29 protein-coding genes and 1 pseudogene are annotated in these 25823 nt (G+C 71.9%); 16 read left to right on the top strand and 14 right to left on the bottom strand.

Annotated features, from left to right (window positions below):
- Positions 1–65: 65 nt before the first annotated feature.
- A complete protein-coding gene (locus OG736_RS11265; protein WP_327182302.1) occupies positions 66–1502 on the top strand; it encodes a hypothetical protein in 1437 nt (478 codons plus the stop codon).
- Between the two features lie 62 nt (positions 1503–1564).
- On the opposite strand, the gene OG736_RS11260 is transcribed toward OG736_RS11265, so the two are convergent.
- Positions 1565–1978, bottom strand: coding sequence for a VOC family protein (locus tag OG736_RS11260; protein WP_314222480.1), 414 nt, complete (start codon positions 1976–1978; stop codon positions 1565–1567).
- A 245-nt stretch (positions 1979–2223) separates the two neighbouring features.
- Here OG736_RS11260 and OG736_RS11255 point away from each other — a divergent pair, with 245 nt between their 5' ends.
- The 3 genes from OG736_RS11255 to OG736_RS11245 all read left to right on the top strand — a co-directional run bounded on the left by OG736_RS11255 (position 2224) and on the right by OG736_RS11245 (position 5326).
- A complete protein-coding gene (locus OG736_RS11255) occupies positions 2224–3822 on the top strand; it encodes an ABC-F family ATP-binding cassette domain-containing protein (protein WP_171396457.1) in 1599 nt (532 codons plus the stop codon).
- Between the two features lie 360 nt (positions 3823–4182).
- Positions 4183–4404, top strand: a complete 222-nt coding sequence (locus OG736_RS11250; protein ID WP_004002281.1) for a helix-turn-helix domain-containing protein — start codon at positions 4183–4185, stop codon at positions 4402–4404.
- 118 nt (positions 4405–4522) lie between these two features.
- Positions 4523–5326, top strand: a complete 804-nt coding sequence (locus OG736_RS11245) for an enoyl-CoA hydratase/isomerase family protein (RefSeq protein WP_327182301.1) — start codon at positions 4523–4525, stop codon at positions 5324–5326.
- Between the two features lie 21 nt (positions 5327–5347).
- Here OG736_RS11245 and OG736_RS11240 read toward each other — a convergent pair whose 3' ends face one another.
- Positions 5348–6061 (bottom strand): nucleopolyhedrovirus P10 family protein, encoded by a 714-nt coding sequence (locus tag OG736_RS11240; protein ID WP_327182300.1) that lies wholly within the window; start codon positions 6059–6061, stop codon positions 5348–5350.
- Between the two features lie 96 nt (positions 6062–6157).
- Between OG736_RS11240 and OG736_RS11235 the strand changes: the two genes are divergently transcribed.
- From OG736_RS11235 to amaP, 5 genes are read left to right on the top strand one after another with little or no spacing between them, the layout of a single operon-like run.
- Positions 6158–6643 (top strand): Asp23/Gls24 family envelope stress response protein, encoded by a 486-nt coding sequence (locus OG736_RS11235; RefSeq protein WP_327182299.1) that lies wholly within the window; start codon positions 6158–6160, stop codon positions 6641–6643.
- Between the two features lie 46 nt (positions 6644–6689).
- Positions 6690–6875, top strand: coding sequence for a hypothetical protein (locus OG736_RS11230; RefSeq protein WP_142269660.1), 186 nt, complete (start codon positions 6690–6692; stop codon positions 6873–6875).
- Complete coding sequence (locus OG736_RS11225; RefSeq protein ID WP_442817021.1) at positions 6872–7255, top strand: Asp23/Gls24 family envelope stress response protein; 384 nt, start codon at positions 6872–6874, stop codon at positions 7253–7255. Before OG736_RS11230 ends, OG736_RS11225 begins: the two co-directional genes overlap by 4 nt.
- Positions 7252–7881, top strand: a complete 630-nt coding sequence (locus tag OG736_RS11220) for a DUF6286 domain-containing protein (RefSeq protein WP_327182297.1) — start codon at positions 7252–7254, stop codon at positions 7879–7881. The genes OG736_RS11225 and OG736_RS11220 overlap by 4 nt, the downstream gene beginning before the upstream one ends.
- Positions 7882–7886: 5 nt before the next feature.
- Positions 7887–8465: an alkaline shock response membrane anchor protein AmaP gene (gene amaP / locus OG736_RS11215; RefSeq protein ID WP_442817020.1), complete on the top strand. Its 579-nt coding sequence runs from the start codon at positions 7887–7889 to the stop codon at positions 8463–8465.
- An 82-nt stretch (positions 8466–8547) separates the two neighbouring features.
- On the opposite strand, the gene OG736_RS11210 is transcribed toward amaP, so the two are convergent.
- The 7 genes and pseudogenes from OG736_RS11210 to OG736_RS11180 all read right to left on the bottom strand — a co-directional run bounded on the left by OG736_RS11210 (position 8548) and on the right by OG736_RS11180 (position 13824).
- On the bottom strand, positions 8548–9303 hold the full coding sequence (locus OG736_RS11210) for an SDR family oxidoreductase (protein WP_327182295.1): 756 nt from the start codon (positions 9301–9303) through the stop codon (positions 8548–8550).
- Between the two features lie 5 nt (positions 9304–9308).
- Positions 9309–11096 (bottom strand): glycoside hydrolase family 15 protein, encoded by a 1788-nt coding sequence (locus tag OG736_RS11205; RefSeq protein WP_327182294.1) that lies wholly within the window; start codon positions 11094–11096, stop codon positions 9309–9311.
- A 34-nt stretch (positions 11097–11130) separates the two neighbouring features.
- Positions 11131–11460 carry a hypothetical protein gene (locus OG736_RS11200; protein WP_327182293.1) on the bottom strand — a complete coding sequence of 110 codons (330 nt, stop codon included), beginning with the start codon at positions 11458–11460 and terminating at the stop codon, positions 11131–11133.
- Positions 11457–11546 (bottom strand): annotated as a pseudogene (locus OG736_RS11195) (SigE family RNA polymerase sigma factor); the annotation flags it as partial. The pseudogene OG736_RS11195 and the gene OG736_RS11200, both read right to left, overlap by 4 nt.
- Before the next feature lie 42 nt (positions 11547–11588).
- Positions 11589–12380, bottom strand: coding sequence for an SURF1 family cytochrome oxidase biogenesis protein (locus OG736_RS11190; protein ID WP_327182292.1), 792 nt, complete (start codon positions 12378–12380; stop codon positions 11589–11591).
- Between the two features lie 94 nt (positions 12381–12474).
- Positions 12475–12708 (bottom strand): metallothionein, encoded by a 234-nt coding sequence (locus OG736_RS11185; protein WP_078615750.1) that lies wholly within the window; start codon positions 12706–12708, stop codon positions 12475–12477.
- Positions 12709–12822: 114 nt separating this feature from the next.
- Positions 12823–13824: a DEDDh family exonuclease gene (locus OG736_RS11180; protein WP_327182291.1), complete on the bottom strand. Its 1002-nt coding sequence runs from the start codon at positions 13822–13824 to the stop codon at positions 12823–12825.
- Positions 13825–14091: 267 nt separating this feature from the next.
- Here OG736_RS11180 and OG736_RS11175 point away from each other — a divergent pair, with 267 nt between their 5' ends.
- The 3 genes from OG736_RS11175 to OG736_RS11165 all read left to right on the top strand — a co-directional run bounded on the left by OG736_RS11175 (position 14092) and on the right by OG736_RS11165 (position 16725).
- Complete coding sequence (locus tag OG736_RS11175) at positions 14092–14802, top strand: VIT1/CCC1 transporter family protein (protein WP_327182290.1); 711 nt, start codon at positions 14092–14094, stop codon at positions 14800–14802.
- A gap of 337 nt (positions 14803–15139) precedes the next feature.
- The gene (locus OG736_RS11170) at positions 15140–16069 is read left to right on the top strand and encodes a sterol desaturase family protein (RefSeq protein ID WP_327182289.1); all 930 of its coding nucleotides are present in this window, start codon (positions 15140–15142) and stop codon (positions 16067–16069) included.
- Entirely contained in the window at positions 16066–16725 is a 660-nt protein-coding gene (locus tag OG736_RS11165) for a lysoplasmalogenase (protein ID WP_327182288.1), read from the top strand. The genes OG736_RS11170 and OG736_RS11165 overlap by 4 nt, the downstream gene beginning before the upstream one ends.
- A gap of 86 nt (positions 16726–16811) precedes the next feature.
- Here OG736_RS11165 and OG736_RS11160 read toward each other — a convergent pair whose 3' ends face one another.
- The 3 genes from OG736_RS11160 to OG736_RS11150 all read right to left on the bottom strand — a co-directional run bounded on the left by OG736_RS11160 (position 16812) and on the right by OG736_RS11150 (position 21021).
- The gene (locus tag OG736_RS11160) at positions 16812–17762 is read right to left on the bottom strand and encodes a CopD family protein (protein ID WP_327182287.1); all 951 of its coding nucleotides are present in this window, start codon (positions 17760–17762) and stop codon (positions 16812–16814) included.
- A gap of 95 nt (positions 17763–17857) precedes the next feature.
- Positions 17858–19336, bottom strand: coding sequence for a CoA transferase (locus tag OG736_RS11155; RefSeq protein WP_327182286.1), 1479 nt, complete (start codon positions 19334–19336; stop codon positions 17858–17860).
- A gap of 155 nt (positions 19337–19491) precedes the next feature.
- Positions 19492–21021 carry a S8 family peptidase gene (locus OG736_RS11150; protein ID WP_327182285.1) on the bottom strand — a complete coding sequence of 510 codons (1530 nt, stop codon included), beginning with the start codon at positions 21019–21021 and terminating at the stop codon, positions 19492–19494.
- Between the two features lie 313 nt (positions 21022–21334).
- Between OG736_RS11150 and OG736_RS11145 the strand changes: the two genes are divergently transcribed.
- The 3 genes from OG736_RS11145 to moaA all read left to right on the top strand — a co-directional run bounded on the left by OG736_RS11145 (position 21335) and on the right by moaA (position 24472).
- Positions 21335–21691, top strand: a complete 357-nt coding sequence (locus tag OG736_RS11145; RefSeq protein WP_327182284.1) for a DUF485 domain-containing protein — start codon at positions 21335–21337, stop codon at positions 21689–21691.
- Positions 21688–23313 (top strand): monocarboxylic acid transporter, encoded by a 1626-nt coding sequence (locus OG736_RS11140; RefSeq protein ID WP_327182283.1) that lies wholly within the window; start codon positions 21688–21690, stop codon positions 23311–23313. Before OG736_RS11145 ends, OG736_RS11140 begins: the two co-directional genes overlap by 4 nt.
- Before the next feature lie 169 nt (positions 23314–23482).
- Positions 23483–24472 (top strand): GTP 3',8-cyclase MoaA, encoded by a 990-nt coding sequence (moaA, locus tag OG736_RS11135; RefSeq protein WP_327182282.1) that lies wholly within the window; start codon positions 23483–23485, stop codon positions 24470–24472.
- On the opposite strand, the gene OG736_RS11130 is transcribed toward moaA, so the two are convergent.
- Together OG736_RS11130 and OG736_RS11125 are read right to left on the bottom strand one after the other, a co-directional pair.
- Positions 24469–24687: a hypothetical protein gene (locus tag OG736_RS11130; protein ID WP_327182281.1), complete on the bottom strand. Its 219-nt coding sequence runs from the start codon at positions 24685–24687 to the stop codon at positions 24469–24471. The two genes, moaA and OG736_RS11130, sit on opposite strands and share 4 nt — an antisense overlap.
- 197 nt (positions 24688–24884) lie before the next feature.
- A complete protein-coding gene (locus OG736_RS11125; RefSeq protein ID WP_442817019.1) occupies positions 24885–25259 on the bottom strand; it encodes a DUF3099 domain-containing protein in 375 nt (124 codons plus the stop codon).
- 279 nt (positions 25260–25538) lie between these two features.
- Between OG736_RS11125 and OG736_RS11120 the strand changes: the two genes are divergently transcribed.
- A complete protein-coding gene (locus tag OG736_RS11120; protein ID WP_327182279.1) occupies positions 25539–25817 on the top strand; it encodes a GlsB/YeaQ/YmgE family stress response membrane protein in 279 nt (92 codons plus the stop codon).
- Positions 25818–25823: the final 6 nt, after the last annotated feature.

The raw sequence follows: 25823 nt of genomic DNA, 5'->3' as shown, positions 1-25823 counted from the left end.
CAGCCCCGTAGCCCCCCGTGACATTCCGTTTGGGTTTTCGGACCGTCAACCGGAAGACTGCACCCGTGACGTCCCGTATCCCGCGCGACTCCAGGCTTCGACTCGTCCGCCCGCGACCCCTGGCCGCCGCCCCCTCAGCTGTGAACGAGCGGCGCCCGCGCCGCCCCGCACCCCGCCCGCCGGAGGGCACCCCGGCCCCCGCGGAGCTGGCCAGAATGGCGCGCTCCGGACTGGCCGCCGCGGCCCGTGTCGCCCGCTGGGCCGACAACGCCCTCGGCCCCGGCCGAGACGCCGCCACGACCGACGGAAAGGCCACCCTCTCCGACGCGACCGCCGAACGGGCCGCCAGTGATCTGGGCCTGACCACGGACCGGATCCGCGCCGACTGGGACACCGCCCGGCTCGCCGGCCTCGTCGAGGTGCACGGCGACAGCGCCCGCCCCGGCTGGCGGCTGCGCGCCTGGAACCGCGACGACAGCGCCGTCCTGCGCGGCTGGGTCGCCCTGTTCGACGCCTGGTCGCTCGCCTCCCCGGAACCCGGGGACCAGGAGCCGGCCGCCGTCGCCGAGGTCGTCTCGGCCATGCCCCAGGTGCTCTCCTTCCTTCAGCTCTCCGCCGGGCCCGTCCCCGTGGAGCAGCTCCTTGACCTGCTGCGCCAGCGGGTCACCGAACTGCGCACCGAGCGCTGCGAGGTGCCCTACGGCGCCGGCTCGGAACCCGCGACCCCCATCGCCCCGGTCCTCTCCGTCGACGCCGACCCGGCGGAGCCCGCCCAGGACGCCGAACTCGTCCCCCTCCTCGACTGGGCCCTGCACGCCCTCGCCGCCGTGGGCGCCCTCACCTACGGCGCCGGCCAGGCCACGCTCACGCCGCTGGGCAGCTGGGCGGTCTGGGTCAAGCTCGAGCAGATCTGCGTCGCCGCGCAGAGCCCCGCAGGCAACATCGAGCAGTCCGCCGAGGCCATGCTCCGCGGCTGCGCCCAGCTGCGCCCCAACGCGGCCCGCTCCGAGTACCGCGCCTGGCTCGCCGCCCGGACCGTCGGCAGTGCCGTCGCCGAGCTGCTGTTCGCCGCCCGCGGTGACGACGCCCTGCTGCGCGGTCTCGCCTTCGAGGCGCTGCGCGTCGTCGGCGCCCCCGCCGAGCCCGATGTCCGCGCGGTCGTCGACGAGCCCGCCCTGCGGCCGTACGCGCTGCTCTGGCTCGCCGAGCACGACGGCGTCGACCCGGAGGACGCCCACGAGGTGCTCACCCGGCAGGAGGCCACCTGGCTGTGGGTCGACACCGCCGCGGCCGTCGCCGACCACGGGGAGGCGCCGATGCTCGTACGTCACCTGGAGTCCGCGCTCCAGCCGACCGTCCCCGCCCTGCTGACCGAGGTGCGCGCCGTCGGACATCCGCGCACCGTGCAGGTGCTGGTGGCGCTCGCCGCCGCGCACCCCGACCCGGCGCTGGCCAAGGCCGTCCGCCGGGCCGCCTTCCAGGTGCACACCGGGGGCAGCTGAACGGGTTCGGCGCGGGCTCCGCCGGAGCTCCGCGCGGGGTCCGGCGGGGTCCGGCGGGGTTCTCAGCCCTGTATCTCGGGCGCGTAGGTGCCGAAGCTCCAGAGGTTGCCCTCGAGATCGCGGGCCATGTAGTCCCGTGAGCCGTAGTCCTGGTCCGTCGGGGGCATCAGGATCTCCGTGCCGTGCTCCACGGCCCGCCGGTGGTGTGCGTCGACGTCGTCCACCACGACGTACACCCCGGTCGGACCCGCGTCCTTCATCGCCGTGTCGAAGACGCCGCCGCGGCCCTTCGAGCCGAGCATCACCGCGCCGTTGCCCTGCACCAGCTCGGCGTGCACGACCGAGCCGTCCTCGCCCTCGTAGACGGACAGCTCCGCGAACCCCAGCGCCTCCGTGAGCTGCCGGATCGCCGCTTTCGCGTCGGTGTACAGCACCGTCGGATAGATGCTCGGGCGCCCGCTGTTCGTGCCTGCCATGCCGATCACTCCCTTGTGATCAATGCCGGATTCGTCATCCGCTGCCCAGTCTGGCACCCACCACTGACAACGCCTCCGGGAGGAAGATCCGGCGGGCGCGCGGAAAGATCGAACACCTGAACCCAGAAAAAGTGCTTGCACGGTCCCGTTAGACTGGCCCTCATGGCCATTCTCCTCGCGCATTAGACGGCGGGAACGTCCTCGGCCGTCCATCCTGCCAACGACCCCCGCTCTGGAGTCTGTCCGTGATCTCCGCCTCCGGCATCGAGCTGCGCGCCGGTGCCCGCATCCTCATCGAGAACGCCTCCTTCCGTGTGGCCAAGGGTGACCGCATCGGTCTGGTCGGGCGCAACGGCGCCGGCAAGACCACCCTGACCAAGGTCCTGGCCGGTGAGGGCATCCCGGCCGCCGGCCAGGTCACCCGCTCCGGCGAGGTCGGCTACCTCCCGCAGGACCCCCGCACCGGCGACCTCGACGTGCTGGCCCGCGACCGCATCCTCTCCGCGCGCGGACTGGACATCCTGATCCGCAAGATGCGCGAGAACGAACAGCGGATCGCGAACGGCTCGGGCGCCACCCGCGACAAGGCGATGCGCCAGTACGAGCGCCAGGAGACGGAGTTCCTCACCAAGGGCGGATACTCCGCCGAGGCCGAGGCCGCCACCATCGCCGCCGCGCTCAACCTGCCCGACCGGGTGCTCGGCCAGCCCCTGCACACCCTCTCCGGCGGTCAGCGGCGCCGGGTCGAGCTGGCCCGCATCCTGTTCTCGGACGCGGACACCCTGCTCCTCGACGAGCCGACGAACCACCTCGACGCCGACTCGATCGTCTGGCTGCGCGACTACCTCAAGACCTACCGCGGCGGCTTCATCGTCATCAGCCACGACGTCGACCTGGTCGAGACGGTCGTCAACAAGGTCTTCTATCTGGACGCCAACCGCTCCCAGATCGACGTCTACAACATGGGCTGGCGGCTCTACCAGCAGCAGCGCGAGTCCGACGAGAAGCGCCGCAAGCGGGAGCGCCAGAACGCCGAGAAGAAGGCCGCCGCGCTGCATTCGCAGGCCGACAAGATGCGCGCCAAGGCCACCAAGACGGTCGCCGCGCAGAACATGGCCCGGCGGGCCGACAAGCTGCTCTCCGGCCTGGAGGCGGTCCGTCAGTCCGACAAGGTCGCCAAGCTCCGCTTCCCCGAGCCCGCGCCCTGCGGCAAGACGCCCCTGATGGCCGAGGGCCTGTCGAAGTCCTACGGCTCGCTGGAGATCTTCACCGACGTCGACCTGGCGATCGACAAGGGCTCCCGGGTCGTCATCCTCGGCCTGAACGGCGCCGGCAAGACGACCCTGCTGCGTCTGCTCGGCGGGGCGGAGCAGCCCGACACGGGCGAGGTCGTCGCGGGCCACGGCCTCAAGCTCGGCTACTACGCCCAGGAGCACGAGACGCTCGACCCGGAGCGGACGGTCCTGGAGAACATGCGCTCCGCCGCCCCCGACCTGGATCTGGTCGAGGTCCGCAAGACGCTCGGCTCGTTCCTGTTCTCCGGCGACGACGTGGACAAGCCCGCCGGCGTGCTCTCCGGCGGCGAGAAGACCCGGTTGGCCCTCGCCACCCTCGTGGTCTCCTCGGCCAACGTGCTGCTGCTCGACGAGCCCACCAACAACCTCGACCCGGCCAGCCGCGAGGAGATCCTCGGCGCGCTGCGTACCTACAAGGGCGCGGTCGTCCTCGTCACCCACGACGAGGGCGCCGTGGAGGCGCTCCAGCCCGAGCGGATCATCCTGCTGCCCGACGGCGTCGAGGACCTGTGGGGCGCCGACTACGCGGATCTGGTCGCGCTGGCCTGACCGGACGAGGACTCCACGGCGTGATCCACGATGTTGGATCATTCGTCTGGATCATTCGGCCCACCGGTGATCCATCATCTGTGTGAGATCTCCTCGTATCGAGGTGTGTCCTACATCGATTTCGCGGCCGATCCCTTTGTCGACAAGGGGTCGGCCGTCGCACGTCTCTGACCTGCCATTTCGCACGACAACCCGTTCGGCCCCACGAACGCCACCGGGTGGAATCACAGATTCCACTTGTGGGGACGCGCTCCTGTCGTCAAAACCCTGTCGCACGGACCTTGCCGAATGGGTGGCCATCGCGCGCCGGAGGGGTGATCATGAGGATGACCAGAGCGCACTTCCCATGAGGAGGCACGGGTGGCCGAGACTCTGAAGAAGGGCAGCCGGGTGACCGGCGCCGCGCGCGACAAGCTCGCGGCAGACCTGAAGAAGAAGTACGACTCCGGTGCGAGCATCCGGGCGCTGGCCGAGGAAACCGGTCGCTCGTATGGCTTTGTTCACCGGATGCTCAGCGAGTCGGGCGTCACGCTGCGTGGGCGTGGCGGGGCGACCCGAGGCAAGAAGGCTGCCTCGTCCTGACCCGGGGCGGCCCACCGCTTTCGATGGTGGCCACCCGGTCGGTTGTCCGACCGGCCGGGTGGTTACTGTGCAGTCACTTGGCTGACCGCTAGCTGATCGCACTCATCGGAGGCTCCTCATGGCCACGCCCGACCAGGAACTCGTTCCCCTGCTCGACAAGGACGGCGTACGGCTCACCGTCGACGACGCGCTCGCCACGGTGACGCTGGCCAACCCGGCCAAGCGCAATGCGCAGAGCCCCGCCATGTGGCGGGCGCTCGCCGAAGCCGGGCGGTTGGTGCCGGGCTCCGTCCGCGTGGTCGTGCTGCGCGGCGAGGGCAAGTCCTTCTCCGCGGGGCTCGACCGGCAGATGTTCACGCCCGAGGGGATCGAGGGCGAACCGTCCTTCATCGATCTCGCGCGCAGTGGTGACGCCGAACTCGACGCCGCCATCGCCGCGTTCCAGGAGGGCTTCACCTGGTGGCGACGCAACGACCTCGTGTCCATCGCCGCCGTCCAGGGCCACGCCATCGGTGCGGGCTTCCAGCTGGCTCTCGCCTGTGACCTGCGCGTCGTCGCCGACGACGTGCAGTTCGCCATGCGGGAGACCGGCCTCGGCCTCGTGCCGGACCTGACCGGCACGCATCCCCTCGTCTCCCTGGTCGGCTACGGCCGTGCGGCCGAGATCTGCCTGACCGGCCGGTTCGTGCACGCCGAGGAGGCGGTGAGCTCCGGGCTCGCCAACATCGCCGTGCCCGCGCAGGACCTCGACACCGCGACGCGTGAGCTGGCCGCGGCGATCCTGGCCGCTCCCCGGGAGGCCGTCATCGAGACCAAGGCGCTGCTGCGCGGCGCAGGCGACCGCACCTACGACGAGCAGCGCGCCGCCGAGCGCGCCGCCCAGGGCCGCCGTCTGCGGGACCTGGCCGGCGTGGGCGAATGAGCGGTCCCTCGCGGGGCCCGGTCACTCCACCGCCGTGACCAGAACGGCCACCGTCGGGTGATCCCGTAGCGCTTCCGACACCACCGCACGCACCCCCCTGGCCACCTCCAGGGCCCGGTGGTGCGCACTCACCGCGATCTCCACGCGTGCGTGACGGTTCGGCAGGGCGGTCGAGTGCTGTCGATCCTCGATGAGCACCGCCCTGCCGACGGCGTCGGTCAACCGGGTCACCCCGGGCACGGACAGAGCGGCGACGGTCGCGCGTGCCTCGTCGCCGTGCTGTGCGGCTCCGACGTGCTGTGGCTCCGGACCGGGCCTTGCCGCCTCCGGTTCCGGGTCCTCGTCCAGCAGAGCCGTCACCCGCAGGTCCACCTCCGACACCACCAGGCCGAGCCGATCCGTCGCGGCCGCCGCCAGCGCCGTGCGCAGGCGGGACGCCGTCGTCGGCAGCGGCTCGGACGAGGACGCGGCGATGTCCGCCGTCACCCGCAGGGGCCCGGGCGGCAGGGCGCTCGGCGGAGGCGGCACGGCGGGCTCGTACACCCCTGCCGGGTCGGCCAACGCGATCCGCAGCGCGCCCATGCGCACGCCCTCCACACCCCGCACCGCCCGCCGCAGCACCGCCTCGGCCGCCGCCTCCGTGATCCACGCGCCGTCCCGCGGCCCGCCCAGCGGGAGCAGCCTGCCGAGGCTCAGCTGATGCCGTACCGCGCTCGTCCATCCGTCCGCCGTCATTGCTCCAGCCTGCCGCATCCCTGGCGCGCGGTCGGGCAACCGCGCTTACCGTGGTGGAAGAGACGAGGAACGAACCGGACGTAAGGACGTACGGCGATGACCGAGGCAGCAGCGGAGCAGCACCGGACGCAGGTTTCCGACGGCGGCACCGAGCCGCTGGGGGCCCGCAGGACGACCAAGCGCGGCGGTGGTGATCCGGCGACCCGAGGGCGGACCACCATCGCCGACGGCGTCGTCGAGAAGATCGCGGGCCTCGCGGCACGGGACGTCCTGGGCGTTCACGCGATGGGCAGCGGACTCAGCCGCACCTTCGGCGCCGTACGGGACCGGGTGCCCGGCGGCTCGAAGTCGGTGAGCCGAGGGGTGAAGGCCGAGGTCGGCGAGGTGCAGACCGCACTCGACCTGGAGATCGTCGTCGACTACGGCGTGGCCATCGCCGACGTGGCGCAGGCCGTGCGGGAGAACGTGATCGCGGCCGTGGAGCGGATGACCGGACTGGAGGTCGTCGAGGTCAACATCGCGGTGAGCGACGTCAAGCTGCCCGACGAAGAGGACGAGGAGCCGGAGCCCCGGATCCAGTGACACACAGACGACGGCCGGGTGACCGGACCGCCGAGGGGAGAACACCTTGAGCATGGCCGTGGTCGGCATGATCGCCGGCATGGCGCTGGGCTTCGCCGGATACTTCGGCGGGTTCGGGGCCTTCCTCCTGGTGGCGGCACTGGGCGCTGTCGGGTTCGTCGTCGGCCGGGTCCTGGAAGGGGACCTGGAACTCGGCGACTTCTTCCGTACCCGCGACGACCGGCGCCGGTGAGCTCCGTGGACGAGGGGGGCGCCGCCGTCGGCGGGAGCCGGTCCGTCGTTCCCCCGGGCGCGCGCGGCGCGACCCGCATCGCCGACCGGGTCGTGGCGAAGATCGCCGCCCAGGCCGCCCGCGAGGCGGTCGGACCCCTGCCGTCCGACGCCGCGGGACCGCACGCCACCGTCGTCGTCCACCACGACACCGCGCATGTCCGGGTCCATCTCGAACTCGACTACCCGACCGATATCGGCGGACGCTGTCACCGTGTGCGTCGACATGTCACCGAGCGGGTAGGCGCGTTGGTGGGAATGGAGGTTCCGGAGGTCGCCGTCCAGGTGGAACGGCTGCACCTGACAGCGGCCCCCGGTGTGGCGCACGGGAGGGCGCGATGAGCGAGCCCGGAGGCTTGCAGGGCAGCACACTGCCTGTTCTGGAGAAACCCACGCAAGAGGACGGCCCCGGCGCGGCGGGCCCCGCCGACCACCGCTTCTGGTCGGCGCGGCGCGTCCCGGCCGGTGTCGTCTCGGCGCTGCTGCTGGTCGTCGCGGCCGCCTTCCTCTACGACGTGGTGGCCGTACGCGCCGACCGGTCCGCCATGGCCTGGCGGACCGGACTCGCCCGGCAGCTCGCCGAGCGCCCCCTCGACGACATCTGGGTGCTGCTCGGCGCCGGGGTCGCGGCGGCCCTCGGCCTGTGGCTGATTGTCCTGGCGGTGACCCCGGGTCTCCGGGAGGTCCTGCCGATGCGCCGCACCCACCCGGACGTACGGGCGGGACTCGACCGGGACGCGGCCGCCCTGGTGCTGCGCGACCGGGCCATGGAGGTCGCCGGCGTGCAGTCGGTACGGGTGCGCGCGGGCCGCCGGAAGGCCGACGTCCGCGCGCTCGCCCACTTCCGCGACCTGGACGACGTGCACGCCGACCTGGACGCCGTCCTCACCGACGCGATCCGTGGCCTGGGCCTGGTCCGGCCGCTCACCCTGTCGGTCCATGTGCGGCGACCCGGGAAGAAGGGGTGAGGACGATGCTCGGTACCGTCAACCGCGTGCTCATCGCAGTCGCCGGAGTGGTGCTGCTCGCCGTCGGCGGCGTGGTGCTGGCCGTGGGACTGGGCGCCTCGGCGCCCTCCTGGTGGCTCCACGACGGCCCGCACGACGTCCTGCTCACCACCGCCGAACGCACCCGCTGGCGCGCCGACGCGTGGTGGTGGCCGACGGTGATCGCGGTCCTCGCGCTCCTCGTCCTGCTGACCCTGTGGTGGCTGACGGCGGTCCTGCGCCGCCGTCGGCTGGGCGAGCTCCTCGTCGACACGGGCGACGGTGCGGGAGCGCTGCTGCGGGGCCGCGCCCTGGAGGGCGTACTCGCAGGCGAGGCGCAGCGGCTGGACGGCGTCGCCCACGCGCATGTGGCGCTGAAGGGCAGGAGGGAGGCGCCCGAGGCGCGGGTCCGCCTGGTGCTGGAGCCGCACGTGGACCCGGCGACGGCGCTGGACCACCTGACGGCGCAGGCCCTGACCCACGCGCGGGACTCGGCGGCGCTCGCGGCACTGCCTGCGGAGGTGCGGATGAAGGGTGTCAGACACAAGGCCGAAAGGGTCGGTTGAGCTGCCCGGGGGTGCGGGGGCGGTGACGGTCCGCGGCTCTGCCGCGTGACCGTCACCGCCCCCGCACCCGGCGCGGGACCGGTCAGAACCCGTGCCGCATCCCGCCGTCGACCGGCACCATGAGGCCCGTCAGATAGGAGGCCGCCGGCGACAGCAGGAACGCGGCCGTTCGGCCGAACTCCGCCGGAGTCCCGTACCGCCGCAGCGGAATCCGGGACTCGTTCGCGGCCCGGGTGGCCTCGGGGTCGGCCGACAGCCCGTCCAGCTCCCGCACCCGGTCGGTGTCGATACGGGCCGGCAGCAGTCCCACGACCCGGATCCCCCGGGGCCCCAACTCGTCGGAGAGCGACTTCGCGAAGCCGGCCAGTCCCGGCCGCAGGCCGTTGGAGATGGTCAGCCCGGGAATCGGCTCGTGCACCGAACCCGACAGGACGAACCCGATGACCCCGCCCGCCTCCAGCTCGGCGGCGGCCGTCCGCGCCAGCCGGACCGCCCCGAGGAACACCGACTCGAACGCGGCCTGCCACTGCTCGTCCGTGTTGTCCGCGACGAACCCGGGCGGCGGACCGCCCACGCTCACCAGCACTCCGTCGAAGCCGCCGAAGGCATCGCGCGCCGCAGCGATCAGCCGCGCCGCCGCCCCGGGGTCGGCGTTGTCCACGGCGAGTCCGACGGCGTTCGGCCCCAGCTCGGCCGCGGCGTCGGCGACGCGCTTCTCGTCCCGCCCGGTGAGCACGACCTTCGCGCCGTCCGCGACGAGCTCGCGCGCGGCGGCGTTGCCCAGGCCGCGCGTCGCCCCGGTGACCACGTACACCCGGTCCTTCAGTCCAAGATCCATGGCCCCTATCCTGCCTTCTCGGCGCCGAACAGGGCGAGGGCGGTGTTCACCAGGCCGATGTGGCTGAAGGCCTGCGGGAAGTTGCCGAGGTGCCGGCCGGTCGTCGGGTCGTACTCCTCCGCCAGCAGCCCCACGTCGTTGGCCAGTCCCACCAGCCGTTCGAACAGCTCGCGCGCCTCCTGTGTGCGGCCCGTCATGTGCAGCGCGTCCGCGAGCCAGAACGAGCAGGCCAGGAAGGTGCCCTCGCCGCCCGGCAGGCCGTCGACGGTCGAGCCGTCCGTGCTGTAGCGGCGCAGCAGACCGCCGTGTCCCAGCGCCGCACGGACCGCGTCGACGGTGCCGACCACCCGGGGGTCGTCCGGCGGCAGGAAGCCGACGCGCGGGATGAGCAGCAGGGAGGCGTCCAGGTCGCGCGAGCCGTAGTACTGGGTGAACGTGCCCCGCTCCGGGTCGTAGCCCCGCTCGCACACCTCGCGGTGCACCTCGTCGCGCAGCGCCCGCCAGCCCGCCAGGTCACCGCTCAGGTCAGGGTGCTCCTCCAGCGCGCGGACGGCCCGGTCGGCGGCCACCCACACCATCACCTTGGAGTGCACGAACTGGCGCCGGCCACCGCGCACCTCCCACAGGCCCTCGTCCGGCTGCCGCCAGTTCTCGCAGAGCCACTTCATCAGCGCGCACTGCAACGACCATATGTGCGGCCGGGGCGGCATGCCCGAGGTCCGGGCCAGCGACAGCGAGTCCATGACCTCGCCGTAGACGTCCAGTTGCAGCTGGTCCACGGCGCCGTTGCCGATGCGTACCGGCCTGGAGTCCCCGTAGCCGGCCAGCCAGGGCAGCTCGCACTCGGGCAGCCGCCGCTCGCCGGCCAGCCCGTACATGATCTGGAGGTCCGCCGGATCTCCCGCGACGGCGCGCAGCAGCCAGTTGCGCCAGGCCTCGGCCTCGTCCTGGTAGCCGGCCGCCAGAAGGGCGCCGAGGGCGAGGGTGGAGTCGCGCAGCCAGCAGTAGCGGTAGTCCCAGTTGCGCACCCCGCCCATCTCCTCGGGCAGGGAGGTGGTGAGCGCGGCGACGATGCCGCCGGTGGGAACGTAGGTCAGGGCCTTGAGGGTGATCAGGGAGCGGACGACGGCGTCCCGGTGAGGCCCGTCGTAGAGGCAGCGGGCGGCCCACGCCTGCCAGTCGTCGACGCTGACCCGCAGCGCCTCCCACGGGTCGACGAGCGGCGGGCGCGACTCGTGCGACGGGTGCCAGGTCAGCACGAAGGCGACCGACTCGCCCTCGGCGACGGTGAACTCCGAGTACGTGGTGAAGTCCTCGCCCCAGGTGCGCACCTCCGGCTCGCTGCGGAACCAGACCGCGTCCGGACCGCCGATCGCCACCCGGTGGCCGTCGGCCCGGCGCATCCACGGGACGATCCAGCCGTAGTCGAAGCGCAGCCGCAGCGCACTGCGGACGGTGACCCGGCCGCGCAGCCCCTCCACGATGCGTACGACATCGGGGGCCTTGTCGCGTTGGGGCATCAGGTCGGTGACCCGGATCGCGCCCTCGTCGGTCTCCCACTCGGTGTCCAGGACGAGGGTGTCGGGCCGGTAGGCGCGCCGCGTGCAGGGACCCTGCGCGCCCTGGGGTGCGATGCGCCAGTGGCCGTTCTCCTCCTCGCCGAGGAGACGCGCGAAGCAGGCTCCGGAGTCGAAGCGGGGCAGACAGAGCCAGTCGACGGAGCCGTCCATGCCGACCAGGGCGGCGGTCTGTTCGTCGCCGATGAGCGCGTAGTCCTCGATGCGGGGGTGCACGCAGTTCCGGGTTCCCGGCGGGCCCGGGGGGCAATCAGGGTTGGGGCCGGGGGAGTGACGGCGAGGCCGTCAGGGTGCCGGCGCCCGAGAAGACGACGCCCGGGTCCGACGGCGCCTGGTTCAGCACCCACAGACCGATCAGCGTGGCCAGGGCGAAGACGACGGCGATCAGCACCGCGAGCACGAGCCGCCGCCGGCGTTCGCGCCGCAGCCACTCGCCGCGCGCCGTGCGATAGGCGTCCGGGGCGGGCCGCACCCCGTCGGCCAGTGCCTCCAGGGCCTCGCACAGCTCACGCCGGGTGCGGTCCTGCGCCGACGGCAGCGGCGGTTCCTGCCGGACGCGGTCCGGGCCGGTGTCGTTCATCGCCGGGCTTCCATCGCCTGGGTGAGCGCGGCGAGGCGGCGTGAGGTGTGGGTCTTGACGGACCCGCAGGAGATGCCCGAGTCCGCGCCCGGGCGCGGGCCCGCGCCCGGGTTCGCGTGGTGTGTCCGTCAGACCGTGGCCGGCTCGGCCTGCTCCGCCTCTCGTACGGCGGCCTGGGCCCGGTCGCGGGTCTCGCGGCGGACCAGGATCACCCAGCCGACGGGGACGCCCACGGAGAACAGCCACCACTGGATGGCGTACGCGTAGTTCAGGGCCGCGTCCTCGCTGCCGGGCCGGCCGACCAGCTCCGGACTGTCGCCCTTCGGCTCGGGCGCGGTCTGCGCGATGTAGCCGCCGAGCACCTGCGCGCCGAGCCGCCGGGCCTCCTGCTCGCTGTTGATCAGCATGACCTGCCGGTCCGGCAGTCCCTTGAGGTCCTTGATGCCGCTCGCGGCGGTCGTCTCGTCGGGCATCAGCCGCCCGGTGACGGTGATCCGGCCCGCGGGCGGCGCGGGAACCTCGGGGAACGAGGTCTGAGTCGGGGCATCTGCGGGGATCCAGCCCCGGTCGACCAGCAGCACCTTGCCGTCCGTCAGGACGAAGGGGGTGAGGACGTGGAAGCCGACCGTCTCGTCGGCGTTGACCCGGCGTCTGACGACGACTTCGCGCTCGGTGTCGAAGGAGCCGGTGGCGGTGACGCTTCGGTACCGCTCGTCGCGGGTGACGGCGTGTCCCGGGGTGGTCAGCTTCTCCACGGGCACCGCCTCGGCGGTCAGCGCGTCGGAGACCAGCTGGTTGCGGGCGGTGCGCTCGTCGTAGCGATGCATCTGCCAGAAGCCCAGCCTGATCATCGTGGGGATGAGGAGGAGGGAGACCAGCGTGAGGATCACCCACTGCCGGGACAACAGGAAGCGGTACACCCCACGACCGTACAACTCGGTCGTGGGGCGCATTCGGCCGGGTGCCGGAAGGCAGTGTCGTCGGACGTCGGTCCCCGGAAGCTGCCGGGCCGGCTCACACCTTGTCGACGATGCCCGCCCTGCCCTCCGCGCGGGCGCAGTGCGCGCCGCAGTACCAGTGGCCCTCCACCTCGACGCCCTGGCCGATGATCTGCACCCGGCAGTGCTCGCAGATGGGGGCCATGCGGTGGATCGCACAGGAGAAGCAGTCGAAGACATGGATCGCGCCCTGCGCGTGCACTTCGAAGGTCATTCCGTAGTCATTGCCGCAAACTTCGCATCTCGCCATGCGCCACAGGGTGAGCCGTCACCCGCGCGCGGGCGAGCGGACGGCGGGCGAGTCGCGTGGCAATCACCCGTACGTACGGGTCCCCCCTGCGTACGGGTCACCTCTGCTGACGGGTCACCCGTCGGCGGGCTCCACATCCCGCAGGAGTTGCCCGAAGGCGGCCTCGTCGACGACGGGCGTCCCGAACTGCCGCGCCTTCACCACCTTCGAAGTGCCCGAGTCGGGGTCGTTGGTGACCAGCAGGCTGGTCAGCCGGGACAGGCTCGTGGCGACGTGCAGTCCCGCCTCGGCGGCGCGGTCCTCCAGCAGGTCACGCTCGACCGACGTGTCGCCCGAGAAGGCGACCCGCATGCCCTGCTTGAGTCTTTTGCCTTCTTCGTACCGACCAGGGTTGGGATGGGGGCATGCGGGCCTTTTGCGGGACGGCCGCCAACTGCCGGGCCGGTAGCTGCCGTAGCCGCCGCCCGAACCACTCGCCTGCCGGCCGATCAGGGGCGCGGGCCGGTCGGACCACTCGGTCAGCGGCCGGCACTCGAGCAGCGGCAGCCGGACCCCGCCGGCCGCCGCGGCCCGCAGACTCGGCCGGAACGCCTCCGCGAGCACGCGCGCGTCGTCCAGCGCGTGGTGGGCCCGCTGCTGCACCACGCCGAAGTGGGCCGCCAGGGACTCCAGCTTGTGGTTGGGCAGCGGAAGGCCGAGTTCCTTGGAGAGCGCGATGGTGCACAGCCGCTGCCGCACCGGCGCCTCGCGCTCCGCGCGCGCGTACTCCCGCGCGATCATCTGCCAGTCGAAGACCGCGTTGTGCGCGACGAGCACCCGCCCGTCGAGCCTGGCGGCGAACTCGGCGGCCACCTCCTGGAAGAGGGGCGCACCCTCGAGCACATCGCTCGTCAGACCGTGGATCCACACCGGGCCCGGGTCGCGCTCCGGGTTGACCAGCGTGTACCAGTGGTCCTCCACCTCACCGCGCGCGTCCAGCCGGTAGACGGCGGCGGAGATGATCCGGTCGTCCCGGGCCAGGCCGGTGGTCTCCACGTCAACGACCGCGTATCCCTGGGGATACGCGGTCGGCCACTCCGTGGGGGAGGACGCTGTCGTCGTGTGGTCTTCGAGCATGGTCATTGAGGATACGGGCCCCCACTGACAGCTTGCGGCACCCGCCCCGAAGAGGGGCCGCGTGAAGCCCTTCGGACCGTACGGGAGTTCGCGGGGCGCACACGCGCGTGCCCGCGGCCGTCGGCCGATGCCCGGCCGACTCCGACCTGCCGGACGACGGTTCACGCTCCCGCCCACCCGGCCCGTCGCGCCCGCTCCCGCGCCCGCCTCCGCGACGACGAGCGTCGGTACGGGGCACGCGCCTCCCGGGGTGCCATCCTCCGTGCTGTGACGGAACCCACCCACGCCGAGGCCCACGGAGGCTCGCTCGGATCCCGGCTGAACTGGCTGAGGGCCGCGGTCCTCGGCGCCAACGACGGCATCGTCTCCACCGCGGGCCTCGTCGTCGGCGTGGCCGGCGCGACGGACGACCGCTCGGCCCTGCTGACGGCCGGCCTCGCCGGTCTGCTCGCCGGGTCGATGTCCATGGCGGCGGGGGAGTACGTCTCCGTGTCGACCCAACGGGACTCCGAGAAGGCCGCCCTCGCGCTGGAACGGCGGGAGCTGCGCGAGCAGCCGGAGGCCGAACTGGAGGAGCTGACCGGGCTGCTGGAGGAACGCGGACTGTCCCGGGACGTGGCTCGGGAGGCCGCCGTTCAGCTCACGGAACGGGACGCCCTGAAGGCCCACGCGCGCGTGGAGCTCGGCATCGACCCCGACGACCTCACCAACCCCTGGCACGCGGCCTGGGCCAGCTTCCTCGCCTTCACGTTCGGCGCCCTGCTCCCGCTGCTCGCCATCGTCCTGCCCTCGGCGGACCTGCGCCTCCCGGTGACCGTGGCATCGGTCCTGGCGGCCCTGGCCGGCACCGGCTGGAGCAGCGCCCGCCTGGGAGCAGCGGCGCCGGGCCGCGCGGTACTGCGCAACGTGGGCGGCGGGGCACTGGCGATGGGGGTGACCTACCTCGTCGGATCGCTGCTGGGGGCAGCGGGGGTGTGAGGGTCGGGCCGGAGACACGGAGACACGGAGACACGGAGACACCGAGACGCGGAGACGCGGAGGCACGGCCCTGGGCCCGGTGGGCGGGTTTCTGAGGGTGGATCAGCCCGTCGCGCGCTGCTCCCGCCGACGTCGTCGGTCGGGCCGGTGGTGAAGGCGACCACCGGCCGCCCACGGGCGACCCCCGACGCGTGGACGAGCGCGGCCGGAGAGTCCGGGCCGCCGGAGACGAGCACGCCTATTGGCGGAGATCGCCAACAAGCAAGCGCGTACCGTCGGTAATACTTGTGGGTAACAACGTCTAGCCGCAGCCCATCAGCCGTTCTACGGTGCCCCCATGCCGAACCTGCCCGATGTCGTGCTGTGGTCGATACCCGCCTTCGTGCTGCTCACCGTGGTCGAGGTGATCAGCGTCCGGCTCCATCCCGACGAGGATGCGGCCGGGTACGAGACGAAGGACGCCGCGACGAGCGTCGGCATGGGGCTCGGGAGTCTCGTGTTCGACTTCGTCTGGAAGATCCCGATCGTCGCGATCTACACGGCGATCTACGAGCTGACCCCGCTCCGTGTCCCGGTCCTGTGGTGGACGCTCCCGTTGGTGCTGCTCGCGCAGGACTTCTTCTACTACTGGTCCCACCGCGGCCACCACGTCATCCGCGTGCTGTGGGCCTGTCACGTCGTCCACCACTCCAGCGAGAAGTTCAACCTCACCACCGCCCTGCGCCAGCCCTGGACCACGCTGACCGTCTGGCCGTTCTACGTCCCGCTCATCGCCCTCGGCGTCCACCCGGCCGCGCTCGCGTTCTGCTCCTCGGCCAACCTCGTCTACCAGTTCTGGATCCACACCGAGCGGATCGACAGGATGCCCCGGTGGTTCGAGTTCGTGTTCAACACGCCCTCCCATCACCGCGTCCACCACGCCTCCCAAGGCGGCTACCTGGACCGCAACTTCGGCGGCATCCTCATCGTCTGGGACCGGCTCTTCGGGTCGTTCGTGCCCGAGGTCGACCGGCCCGTCTACGGGTTGACCAAGAACATCAACACGTTCAACCCGATCAAGGTGGCCACGCACGAGTACGTCGCGATCGCCAAGGACGTGAAGGCGGCGGGCAGTTGGCGTGAGCGGACGGGACGCGTGTTCCGCGGGCCCGGCTGGCAACCCGCGTCCGCACCGGCACCCTCGACAGTCGCCGCCACCACGGCCGCCGCCACGGCGACGGCCGCCACGGCGACGGCCGCCACGGCCGAGGAGACCACGGCCGCGTGACCCGCTCCCGCGTCCTCCTCGGCCTCTTCGCCCTCGCCGCGGCCGTCGACCTGCTCAGCCTCGCGGTCGGCTCCGACGCCGGGCACACGGTGGCCAAGCCCCTTCTGATGCCTCTCCTGGCCGCCTGGGCGGCCACGCGGGGCGCTCCCCGGCTCCTGGTCGCCGCCCTTCTGTGCGGCTGGGGCGGCGACACCCTGCTGCTGTTCGACGCCGACCCCGCCTTCCTCGCCGGCATGGCGTCCTTCGCCGCAGGTCACCTCTGCTACCTGGCGCTGTTCGCCCGCATCGGCCGGCCCCACGCGCGCGGCGCCCTCCTCGTCCCCTGCTACGCCACCGCCCTGATCGCCACCGTCGCCCTCCTGTGGCCCGACCTCCCCGCGGACCTGCGCCTCCCCGTCGCCGTCTACAGCACCCTGCTCACGGCCATGGCCTACTTCGCCACCACCCGGCTCGGTCCGGTCGCCGGTGCCGGTGGGGCGCTGTTCCTGCTCTCCGACACCCTCATCGCCACCGGCGTCGCCGACTGGCCGCAGGCTCCGCGTCCCGACCTGTGGATCATGCTCACCTACATCGCCGCACAGGTCCTGCTGGTCCTGGGCGCAACAAGTCTCCGTCGTACGACAGTTGACCCGCGACCCCTGATCCTCAACCCTTGATCCCCGGCCCATGCGCTTCAACCGTGGACCGGCGGCCCTGACCCGCAACCCACACGCTTCAACCATTGACCATCGGGCCGCGCTCCTCAACCCTTGATGGGCAGCGGCAATGCCGTCAACAGCCCCGACACCGTGACCACCACCCCGAGCGCGACGATCTCCACGCGCGCGGGGGAACAGGCGGCCAGCGGGTCGGGGGCCCGGCGCAGCCGGGTCCGCGCCCACAGGGCGAGCAGGGCGACCGCGCCCACGACAAGCACCTTGGCGAGCAGCACGCGCCCGTACGCCGTCGTCGCCAGCTGGTCGAGCACCGCCTCCGACGGCATCCGGCGCAGTGAACTGAACAGCCCGGTCGTGGTGACCCCGGCGAACAGGACGGCCGCCACGCGCGCGTAGAGCCCGAGCAGCGCGGCGCCCGCCTCGGTGTCGCCCCACCCGCGCAGCATGCGGAGCACGTTCAGCAGTCCGCCCGCCCACAGCGCCGAGCACGTCAGATGCACCACCGTCAGCCCGGAGCCGATCAGCGGCGAGGACTCGGTCGGTGGGTGCGCGCGCAGCGCCTCCGCCAGGATCACCGCCGTGAGCGGCCACACCTGACGGTTCGGTCGGCGCGTGAGCGCGCACAGCCCCGCCACGGCGAACGCGACCGCCTCCAGCAGTGCGAGAACGCCGCCCCGCGAGCCATGGCCGTGCGGCGCCAGCTCACCGGCGGCCGCCGCGGCCGAGAATCCCACGACCGCCGCGTACGGCGCCCAGCTGATCGGCCGGCCGGGCGGGGCGCCGGGCACCCACCGGGTGAGACCGGCCGCGAACAGCTCGCCCACCTGCACGCACAGCGCCGCGAACAGCAGCACCCGCAGCAGCGCGACCACGCCGGAGTCCGCGGGCGCTGCCTCCCCGGTGCCGTGCGCGGCGACGGAGGGCCCGAGCAGCGGGATCAGGGCAGCGAACCCCACCAGGACGAGCAGCGCCACCGCCCGGCCCGGGCCGGAACGGCGTACGGATTCGGTTGCTTCGGTCGGTCGTATGAGGGCCATGCCAGGATCTTCACCATCCCCGGCAAATCAGGGCAACTCATTCTCAACCGGTCAGGTGGGTCCGGTGTCGGCACGGGGGCCGATCGTCCGGGGGCTCAGAGCCAGCGCGCCGGATCGGCCCCCCAAGGCCCCGGCGGCCGCGCCCAGTCGCCCGGCCCGCCGTCGAACGACACCGGTGGAAGGGCGTGGCGCAGCCGCCCGAGAGGGCTGTCGGTCTCCGCGAGCAGTCGGCCGGGGCCGACGCTCCCGCCCCCGCTCACCTGCCGTTCCTGCGCCTTGGTCATCCCTTTGCCCTCCCCTTCGTCCATCCGGACGCCCTCGCTTCGGACGTCACCGGCTTCGACGCCCCCGCCGTGGACGGCCTCGCTCCCGCTCGCCCGGGCTCCCTCGGTGAGCCACGCCGCGGTCCGGGTCAGCGCCGGCCGTACGAACCGGCTGCCGCCGTCGTACGACTGCTCGGTCAGGGCCCGCAGCACGGCCGCCGCCAGCAGATAGCCGGTGCCGTGGTCGAGGGCCTGTGCGGGCAGTGCGCCCGGCCGCCCGGCGGCGCCCTCGACGGTCGCGATGCCGGTGGCCGCCTGGACCAGGCTGTCGAAGCCGCGCCGCCCGCCCCACGGCCCGTACGCGCCCCACGCCGACACCTGCGCCACGACCAGCCCGGGCCGACGCTCGGCCAGTGCCTCCGGGGAGAGTCCGAACCGGTCCAGGGCGCCCGGCCGGTAGCCGGTGACCACGACGTCCGCCGTCGCGAGCAGTTCCTCGAAGGCGCGCCGGTCCGTCGTCAGGTCCAGCAGCGCCGAGCGCTTGCCGAAGCCCGTGTCGGCGTGCTGGTCGGGCAGCTCGGGCAGATGGGGTGCGTCGACCCGCAGGACGTCCGCGCCCAGCAGGGCGAGGATGCGGGTGGCGACCGGCCCGGCCAGGACCCGGGTCAGGTCCAGGACGCGCAGTCCGGCGGCGGGCAGCAGCGGGCCGCCCTCCAGCGGTGCGAACGTACGCACGGGTGCCTCGTCCGACCGGCCCCGCTCCACCAGGGGGCGAGCGGCGATCATGGCCGCCTGCTCCTCGGCCGCCCACTCCTCGGGCGGGCGACACGCGACGGCCAGGCCCCCGGCCGCGTACACCGCGTCCTCCACCTCCAGGGCGGAGCGCTCCGCGAGCGACGCCTCGACGGCGGCCGCGTCGGCGCCCTCCGGCAGCGCCAGCGCCCTGAGCAACCGCGTGCGGTGGTGCGGGTAGTTGGCGTGGGTGCGCACCCATCCGTCGGCCGTCCGCCAGAACCGTGACAGCGGGGCGAAGGCGACCGGCGCCCGTCCGTCGACCAGCAGTTGCCGCTCGCTGGCGAACGCGGTGGCCACCGCCGCGTCGTCCACCCGCACCCCGGGCACCTCCGGGAGGCCGGCCCGCCGCGCCCCCAGTTCGGCGCCGGCCAGCGCGCACGCGGCCACACAGGCGCGCGCCAGCTCCCGCACGGGAAGCCGCGCCTGTAGGGCGTCCTCCCGGACGACGGTCGACACGCGCGCGAGGAGGGCGGGATCGCCGCCCAGCTCCGACCAGGCAAACCTGATTCCAGTCATGACTGCACTATGCATTATTGATTCAATCAACATATGTGCAGGTGCACGCGGGAGACGCCACGACATGCACTGACGCCGACCCGCCTGCACGCCCACGCACACGCACGAAGGGCCGGGCGGATGTCCGCCCGGCCCTCCGACCGCCTGTCGGGCGACTACTTCACGGCGCGCAGCGCGTTCACGACGCCGAAGCCGAAGAAGCCGTTGAGGCGCTTGCCGCCCACGCAGGTCGCGTCCACGACCCCGTTGCCGTCGCCGTCGTACGGCTCGGTCGGGCACGCCGTGCTGTCGGCCTGGAGCTTGAGCAGCGCCTGCAGCTGGGCCGGGCTCGCGTGCGGGTGGGTCGACTTCAGCAGCGCGGCCACACCGGCGACGTGCGGGGACGCCATCGAGGTGCCCTGGAGGAAGCCGTACGTGTTGTTCGGCAGCGTCGACAGGATGCGGCCGTTGGCGGACGGGGTGTCCGGGATCTGGTACTTGTCGCCGCCCGGTGCCGCGACGTCGATCGCGCCCAGACCGTAGGTGGAGTAGTACGACTTGGTGCCCTTGACGCCCGTCGCGCTCACCGTGACGACACCCGGCAGCTGGGTCGGGACGTCGAAGCACTCGTGGGGGTCGACGGTCCGCTCGACCGGCGTGGAGTCGTCCGGGCTGGAGGCGTCGACCAGGGAGTCGGAGTCCAGGTCATGGTTGGAGTTGCCCGCCGAGGCGACGTTGATCGTGCCCTTCTTCTGGGCGTACAGCTGGGCCCTGTTGACCGCGTCGACGATCGCCTTCTGGTCGGGGTCGTCCATGCAGTTGTACAGCCACGGGTCGACGTAGTAGCTGTTGTTCGTGACCTCGACGCCGTGGTCGGCGGCGAACACGAAGGCGCAGACGACGTTCTCCGGGTAGAAGAGGCCGTCCTTGGGGTCGCTCACCTTGATGCCGGCGACCTTCACGCCGGGCGCGACGCCCGCCACGCCGATGCCGTTGCGGGCCGCGGCGATCTCGCCCGCGACATGGGTGCCGTGGTAGTCGTCCGCGGTGTAGGGGCGCCAGGCGCCCTCGCTGGTGTCCGCGACGCCGCCGACGCAGTTCGCCGACTGGGACGGGGAGAAGTTCGGCGCGAGGTCCGGGTGGGTGTCGTCGACGCCGGTGTCGATCACGGCGACCGTCACCTTCTTGCTGCCCGGGTTGATCCCGGCGGCCTTGTCGGCGCCGATCGCGCGCAGGTCCCACTGGTCGGCCTCGAGCGGCTCGCTCTGGCCCGCCGCGTCGGACGCCTTCTCGATCTTCGCGGCCTCCGCCTTGGAGAGGACCTGCGCGGCCCCCTCGTCGGTGGTGCCCGCGGCGCTCAGCGGCGCGGTACGGGTCGCACCCGCCGACTGCACGCCGCGCACCGCGCGTATCTGAGGTCCGAAGTCGGGGTTCGCCGAATGGACGACGAGGACGCCGATCTTCTCGTACGCCGCGACGACGGTGCCGCCGGCCGCGGCGATCGCCTTCTTCACCGACCCGATCGTGCGGTGGTCCACCTTCGTGTTGACGACGTATGCCAGGGTTCCGGCATCGGCCGTCCGGGTGGCGGAAGTCGTGACGGGCACCGCGGAGGCCGCTGTCGGCAGGAAGCCGAGGGAGGCGGTCAGCGACAGCACGACGGGCACCGCGAGCGCGAGGCGGCGTCTGGAAGGCAGATGAGCCATGGGGTCTCCACATCATCCGGAAACGGGACCTGACCCAAGCGCAGGTGCTGCCTGGGCAGGTACATGACGGGTGGTGCTTGCCCGAAGCTATCTCCCTGACTCACCGGCCAGCAATGACTTCCAGGCGGCGAGTTTGCCGACCCATGACCTGACGCGGCCCACGCTCGTTGGTCATGACCTGCCGAAGGCCACTTCGACAAACCCGCCCGACGCGTTGAACCCGTCCTTGTGCGGCGCCGTGACCTTGGGCAGGGAGCGAGAGGACACTCGCCTCCTTTCGCCGTCCGACCCGCATTCGCAACGAGGAGACTTCGTGGCCACCGAGACACCGCCCCCCTCGAAATCCCCAGCCCAACTCCCGTCCACCGAGGAGTTCGTCGCGGTGCAGGAGAGCGCGGAGTTCGGTGAACTGCGCAGCTCCTACCGCAGTTTCGCCTTCCCGCTGACGGTCGCCTTCATCGCCTGGTACCTGCTGTACGTCCTGCTGTCCAACTACGCGGGCGACTTCATGGGCACCAAGCTCTTCGGCAACTTCAACGTGGCCATGACGCTCGGCCTCGCCCAGTTCCTCACCACCTTCCTCATCGCCTGGTGGTACGCGCGGACCGCCGCCGCGCGGTTCGACCCCAAGGCCGAGGCCATCAAGTCCCGGATGGAGGGCGGAGCATGAGCCCCGCACAGCACACCCTGCTCGCCGCAGGCGAGGCCAGCGAGCACCGCACGCTGATCATCATCCTGTTCTCGGTGTTCGTCGCCGCGACCCTCGTCATCACCGTCTGGGCCGGGCGCCAGACCAAGGACGCCGCCGACTTCTACGCCGGCGGCCGCCAGTTCACCGGCTTCCAGAACGGCCTCGCCGTCTCCGGCGACTACATGTCCGCCGCGTCCTTCCTCGGCATCGCGGGCGCCATCGCCCTCTTCGGCTACGACGGCTTCCTGTACTCCATCGGCTTCCTGGTCGCCTGGCTGGTCGCCCTGCTCCTGGTCGCCGAACCGCTGCGCAACTCCGGCCGCTACACGATGGGCGACGTCCTGGCGTACCGCATGCGCCAGCGGCCGGTCCGCACGGCGGCCGGCACCTCCACCATCGTGGTGTCGATCTTCTACCTGCTGGCCCAGATGGCGGGCGCCGGCGTCCTGGTCTCCCTGCTGCTGGGCATCACCAGCGACAGCGGCAAGGTCGGCATCGTCGCGCTGGTCGGCGTACTGATGATCGTCTACGTGACGATCGGCGGCATGAAGGGCACCACCTGGGTCCAGATGGTCAAGGCGGTCCTGCTCATCGCCGGCGCCCTCCTGCTCACCTTCCTGGTCCTGCTGAAGTTCGACTTCAACCTCTCCGACCTGCTGGGCTCGGCCGCCGACAACAGCGGCAAGGGCGCGGCCTTCCTGGAGCCCGGCCTGAAGTACGGCGCCACCGGCACCACCAAACTGGACTTCATCTCGCTCGGCATCGCCCTGGTCCTGGGCACCGCGGGCCTGCCGCACATCCTGATCCGCTTCTACACCGTGCCCACCGCCAAGGCCGCCCGTAAGTCGGTCCTCTGGGCCATCGGCCTCATCGGCGCCTTCTACCTGATGACCCTCGCCCTCGGCTTCGGCGCCGCCGCGCTCATCAAGCCGGACGAGATCATCGCCTCCAACAAGGCGGGCAACACGGCGGCGCCCCTGCTCGCCCTCCATCTCGGCGGCGTCGACTCCAACTGGGGCGCGATCCTGCTGGCCACCATCTCGGCGGTCGCCTTCGCCACGATCCTCGCGGTCGTCGCGGGCCTCACGCTCGCGTCCTCGTCGTCCTTCGCCCACGACATCTACGCCAACGTCATCAAGAAGGGCACCGCCAGCGAGAAGCAGGAGATCAACGCGGCCCGCTACGCCACCGTCGGCATCGGCGCCGTCTCCATCCTGCTGGGCGCCCTCGCCCGCGACCTGAACGTCGCCGGCCTGGTCGCCCTCGCCTTCGCGGTCGCCGCCTCCGCCAACCTCCCGACGATCCTCTACAGCCTCTTCTGGAAGCGGTTCACCACCTCCGGAGCCCTGTGGTCGATCTACGGCGGCCTGGTCACCGCGGTCGGCCTGGTGCTGTTCTCGCCGGTCGTCTCGGGCAAGCCCACCTCGATGTTCCCCGACGTCGACTTCCACTGGTTCCCGCTGGAGAACCCGGGCATCATCTCGATCCCGGTCGGCTTCCTGCTGGGCGTCGTCGGCACCCTGCTGTCGAAGGAGGAGCCCGACAAGGGCAAGTTCGCCGAACTGGAGGTCCGCTCCCTGACCGGTACCGGAGCCCACTGAGCAACCCGCTGACCATCCCCTCCCGCGGCCGCGTCGTAGATCCCTACGACGCGCCCGCGTTCCGCTCCCTGGGATCTCGTGGGATCGGGCACTGTCGTTGTCACCGGTGTCACGTAGGCTCGCAAGTGACGGAAAAGAACACGCGATCGCTACGAGGGAGGGGGCCCACGTGCTCATCGACACCTACGGCCGAGTGGCCACCGACCTGAGGGTCTCGCTGACGGACCGGTGCAACCTGCGCTGTACGTACTGCATGCCCGAGGAGGGCCTGCAGTGGCTGGCCAAGCCCGATCTGCTCGACGACGACGAGATCGTCCGTCTGATCGGCATAGCGGTCTCCACGCTCGGCATCGAGGAGGTCCGCTTCACCGGAGGCGAGCCCCTGCTGCGCCCGGGTCTGGTCGGCATCGTCGAGCGGGTCGCGGCCCTGGCTCCCCGCCCCCAGATGTCCCTCACGACGAACGGCATCGGCCTGCGCCGCACCGCCACCGCCCTCAAGGCGGCGGGCCTGGACCGGGTCAACGTCTCCCTCGACACCCTGCGGCCCGACGTCTTCAAGACCCTCACCCGCAGGGACCGTCACAAGGACGTCCTCGAAGGCCTCGAAGCCGCCCGTGAGGCAGGCCTGACCCCGGTGAAGGTCAACTCGGTCCTGATGCCCGACCTGAACGAGGACGAGGCCCCCGACCTCCTCGCCTGGGCCGTCGAGCACGACTACGAGCTGCGTTTCATCGAGCAGATGCCGCTGGACGCCCAGCACGGTTGGAAGCGCGAGGGCATGGTCACGGCCGGCGACATCCTGGCCTCCCTGCGCACCCGCTTCGACCTCACCGCCGAGGGCGAGGGGGAGCGCGGCTCCGCCCCGGCCGAACGCTGGCTGGTGGACGGTGGCCCGCACCGGGTGGGCGTCATCGCCTCCGTCACCCGCCCGTTCTGCGCCGCCTGCGACCGCACCCGCCTCACGGCCGACGGCCAGGTCCGCACCTGCCTCTTCGCCCGCGAGGAGACGGACCTGCGAGCGGCCCTGCGCTCCGGCGCGCCCGACGAGGAGATAGCCCGTATCTGGCGACTGGCGATGTGGGGCAAAAAGGCGGGCTCGGGCCTGGACGACCCGACGTTCCTCCAGCCGGACAGGCCGATGTCGGCGATCGGCGGCTAGGAGGCTTCCGGGGACTCCCACTCGGCCAGCGGGACGACGTCCTTGAGGAAGCCCCGGACGCCGAGGAACTGCGACAGATGCTCCCGGTGCTCCTCGCACGCGAGCCACGTCTTGCGCCGCTCCGGCGTGTGCAGCTTCGGGTTGTTCCATGCCAGTACCCACACCGCGTCGACACGGCAGCCCTTGGCAGAACAGACGGGGGTCTCGTCACTCACAGATTTGTCTCACCACACGCACACAAAGGCGACGCCGAGCAGCCACGGGGGGAGCTGCCCGGCGTCGGTCCGTCGCTCCGACGGGGGATGCGGAGCGCGTACGAAGTATGTCATGGCTCACGGTCCGCACGGCACTGGAACAACATGATTGATCTGAGCTTTTCCTGAGCTTGGAGCACAGTCCGCGCATGGCCTGTTCACGGCTGACGCTCAGCCGGATCGGGCTCCGGTTCCTTGCGGAGGGATTCCGCGAAGCCCTCCTCTTCCGGCACCGAGCCCACGGATTCCCCCTCGGCCCGTGGCGGAGCGATCATGGTGCGCACCGGCACGGTCAGGAAAGTGGAGGGGAGGGAAGGCACGTTCTCCCGCCCCGCGTTGGCGATCACCACCGAGATATAGGGGAGCACCACCCCCAGGACCAATGCCACGATCGCCACATGGCGTTCCACGTTCCACAAGGTCGCCGCGAGGATCACCGACAGCGTGCGGATCGACATCGAGATGATGTACCGCCGTTGCCGGCCCCGCACGTCGTCCTGGAGTCCCTGGCGCGCACCGGTGATCCGGAACACCTGGACGTTGCCGCCGCCACCCTGCTTCCGCATCACATTCCACCGTCCGCCCGCATCGGCCTTGCCCCGGCCCCTCTCCGGCCCGCACCCGATCGGGGAGCCGGGCCCGGACACCGTCCACGTTACGCCGCGACTGCGCCGCCTTCGAGACCGGGTCACCCGGCGCCCGGGCGATCGTTCTGCGCCGTGCCGCGTATGGCCGCACCCGACATGCGCCGTACGGCGAGCGGACCGAGACTTGGGTGCAATGCTCACGTAGAGCCGTACAAGGAGGCAGCCATGGGCTGGTTGTGGGCGATCATCGTGGGATTCGTGCTGGGCCTGATCGCGAAGGCGATCATCCCGGGCAAGCAGCACAGCCCGCTCTGGCTGACCACCATCTTCGGCATGCTGGGCGCGATCGTGGGCAACTCGATCGCCCGCGCGGCAGGGGTCGAGTCGACGTCCGGCATCGACTGGAGCCGCCACCTGTTCCAGCTGATCGCCGCGATCATCATCGTGGCCCTGGGCGACATGCTCTACATGGCGACGCTGGGCAAGAGGAAGACCCGCGCCTGAGCCGGG

This window comes from Streptomyces sp. NBC_01334 (genome assembly GCF_035983595.1).
In the GTDB taxonomy this organism is placed as follows: Bacteria; Actinomycetota; Actinomycetes; order Streptomycetales; family Streptomycetaceae; genus Streptomyces; species Streptomyces coriariae.
The sequence above is the reverse complement of the archived record's forward strand: the minus strand, read 5'-3'. Positions and strand labels throughout refer to the sequence as shown.

Coding starts and splice junctions, on each gene's coding strand:
- OG736_RS11260 (WP_314222480.1), bottom strand. CDS start 1,978: ATGGCAGGCACGAACAGCGGGCGCCCGAGCATCTATCCGACGGTGCTG.
- OG736_RS11245 (WP_327182301.1), top strand. CDS start 4,523: ATGGCCACGCCCGACCAGGAACTCGTTCCCCTGCTCGACAAGGACGGC.
- OG736_RS11240 (WP_327182300.1), bottom strand. CDS start 6,061: ATGACGGCGGACGGATGGACGAGCGCGGTACGGCATCAGCTGAGCCTC.
- OG736_RS11235 (WP_327182299.1), top strand. CDS start 6,158: ATGACCGAGGCAGCAGCGGAGCAGCACCGGACGCAGGTTTCCGACGGC.
- OG736_RS11220 (WP_327182297.1), top strand. CDS start 7,252: ATGAGCGAGCCCGGAGGCTTGCAGGGCAGCACACTGCCTGTTCTGGAG.
- amaP (WP_442817020.1), top strand. CDS start 7,887: ATGCTCGGTACCGTCAACCGCGTGCTCATCGCAGTCGCCGGAGTGGTG.
- OG736_RS11210 (WP_327182295.1), bottom strand. CDS start 9,303: ATGGATCTTGGACTGAAGGACCGGGTGTACGTGGTCACCGGGGCGACG.
- OG736_RS11200 (WP_327182293.1), bottom strand. CDS start 11,460: ATGAACGACACCGGCCCGGACCGCGTCCGGCAGGAACCGCCGCTGCCG.
- OG736_RS11185 (WP_078615750.1), bottom strand. CDS start 12,708: ATGGCGAGATGCGAAGTTTGCGGCAATGACTACGGAATGACCTTCGAA.
- OG736_RS11180 (WP_327182291.1), bottom strand. CDS start 13,824: ATGCTCGAAGACCACACGACGACAGCGTCCTCCCCCACGGAGTGGCCG.
- OG736_RS11170 (WP_327182289.1), top strand. CDS start 15,140: ATGCCGAACCTGCCCGATGTCGTGCTGTGGTCGATACCCGCCTTCGTG.
- OG736_RS11160 (WP_327182287.1), bottom strand. CDS start 17,762: ATGGCCCTCATACGACCGACCGAAGCAACCGAATCCGTACGCCGTTCC.
- OG736_RS11155 (WP_327182286.1), bottom strand. CDS start 19,336: ATGACTGGAATCAGGTTTGCCTGGTCGGAGCTGGGCGGCGATCCCGCC.
- OG736_RS11150 (WP_327182285.1), bottom strand. CDS start 21,021: ATGGCTCATCTGCCTTCCAGACGCCGCCTCGCGCTCGCGGTGCCCGTC.
- OG736_RS11140 (WP_327182283.1), top strand. CDS start 21,688: ATGAGCCCCGCACAGCACACCCTGCTCGCCGCAGGCGAGGCCAGCGAG.
- OG736_RS11120 (WP_327182279.1), top strand. CDS start 25,539: ATGGGCTGGTTGTGGGCGATCATCGTGGGATTCGTGCTGGGCCTGATC.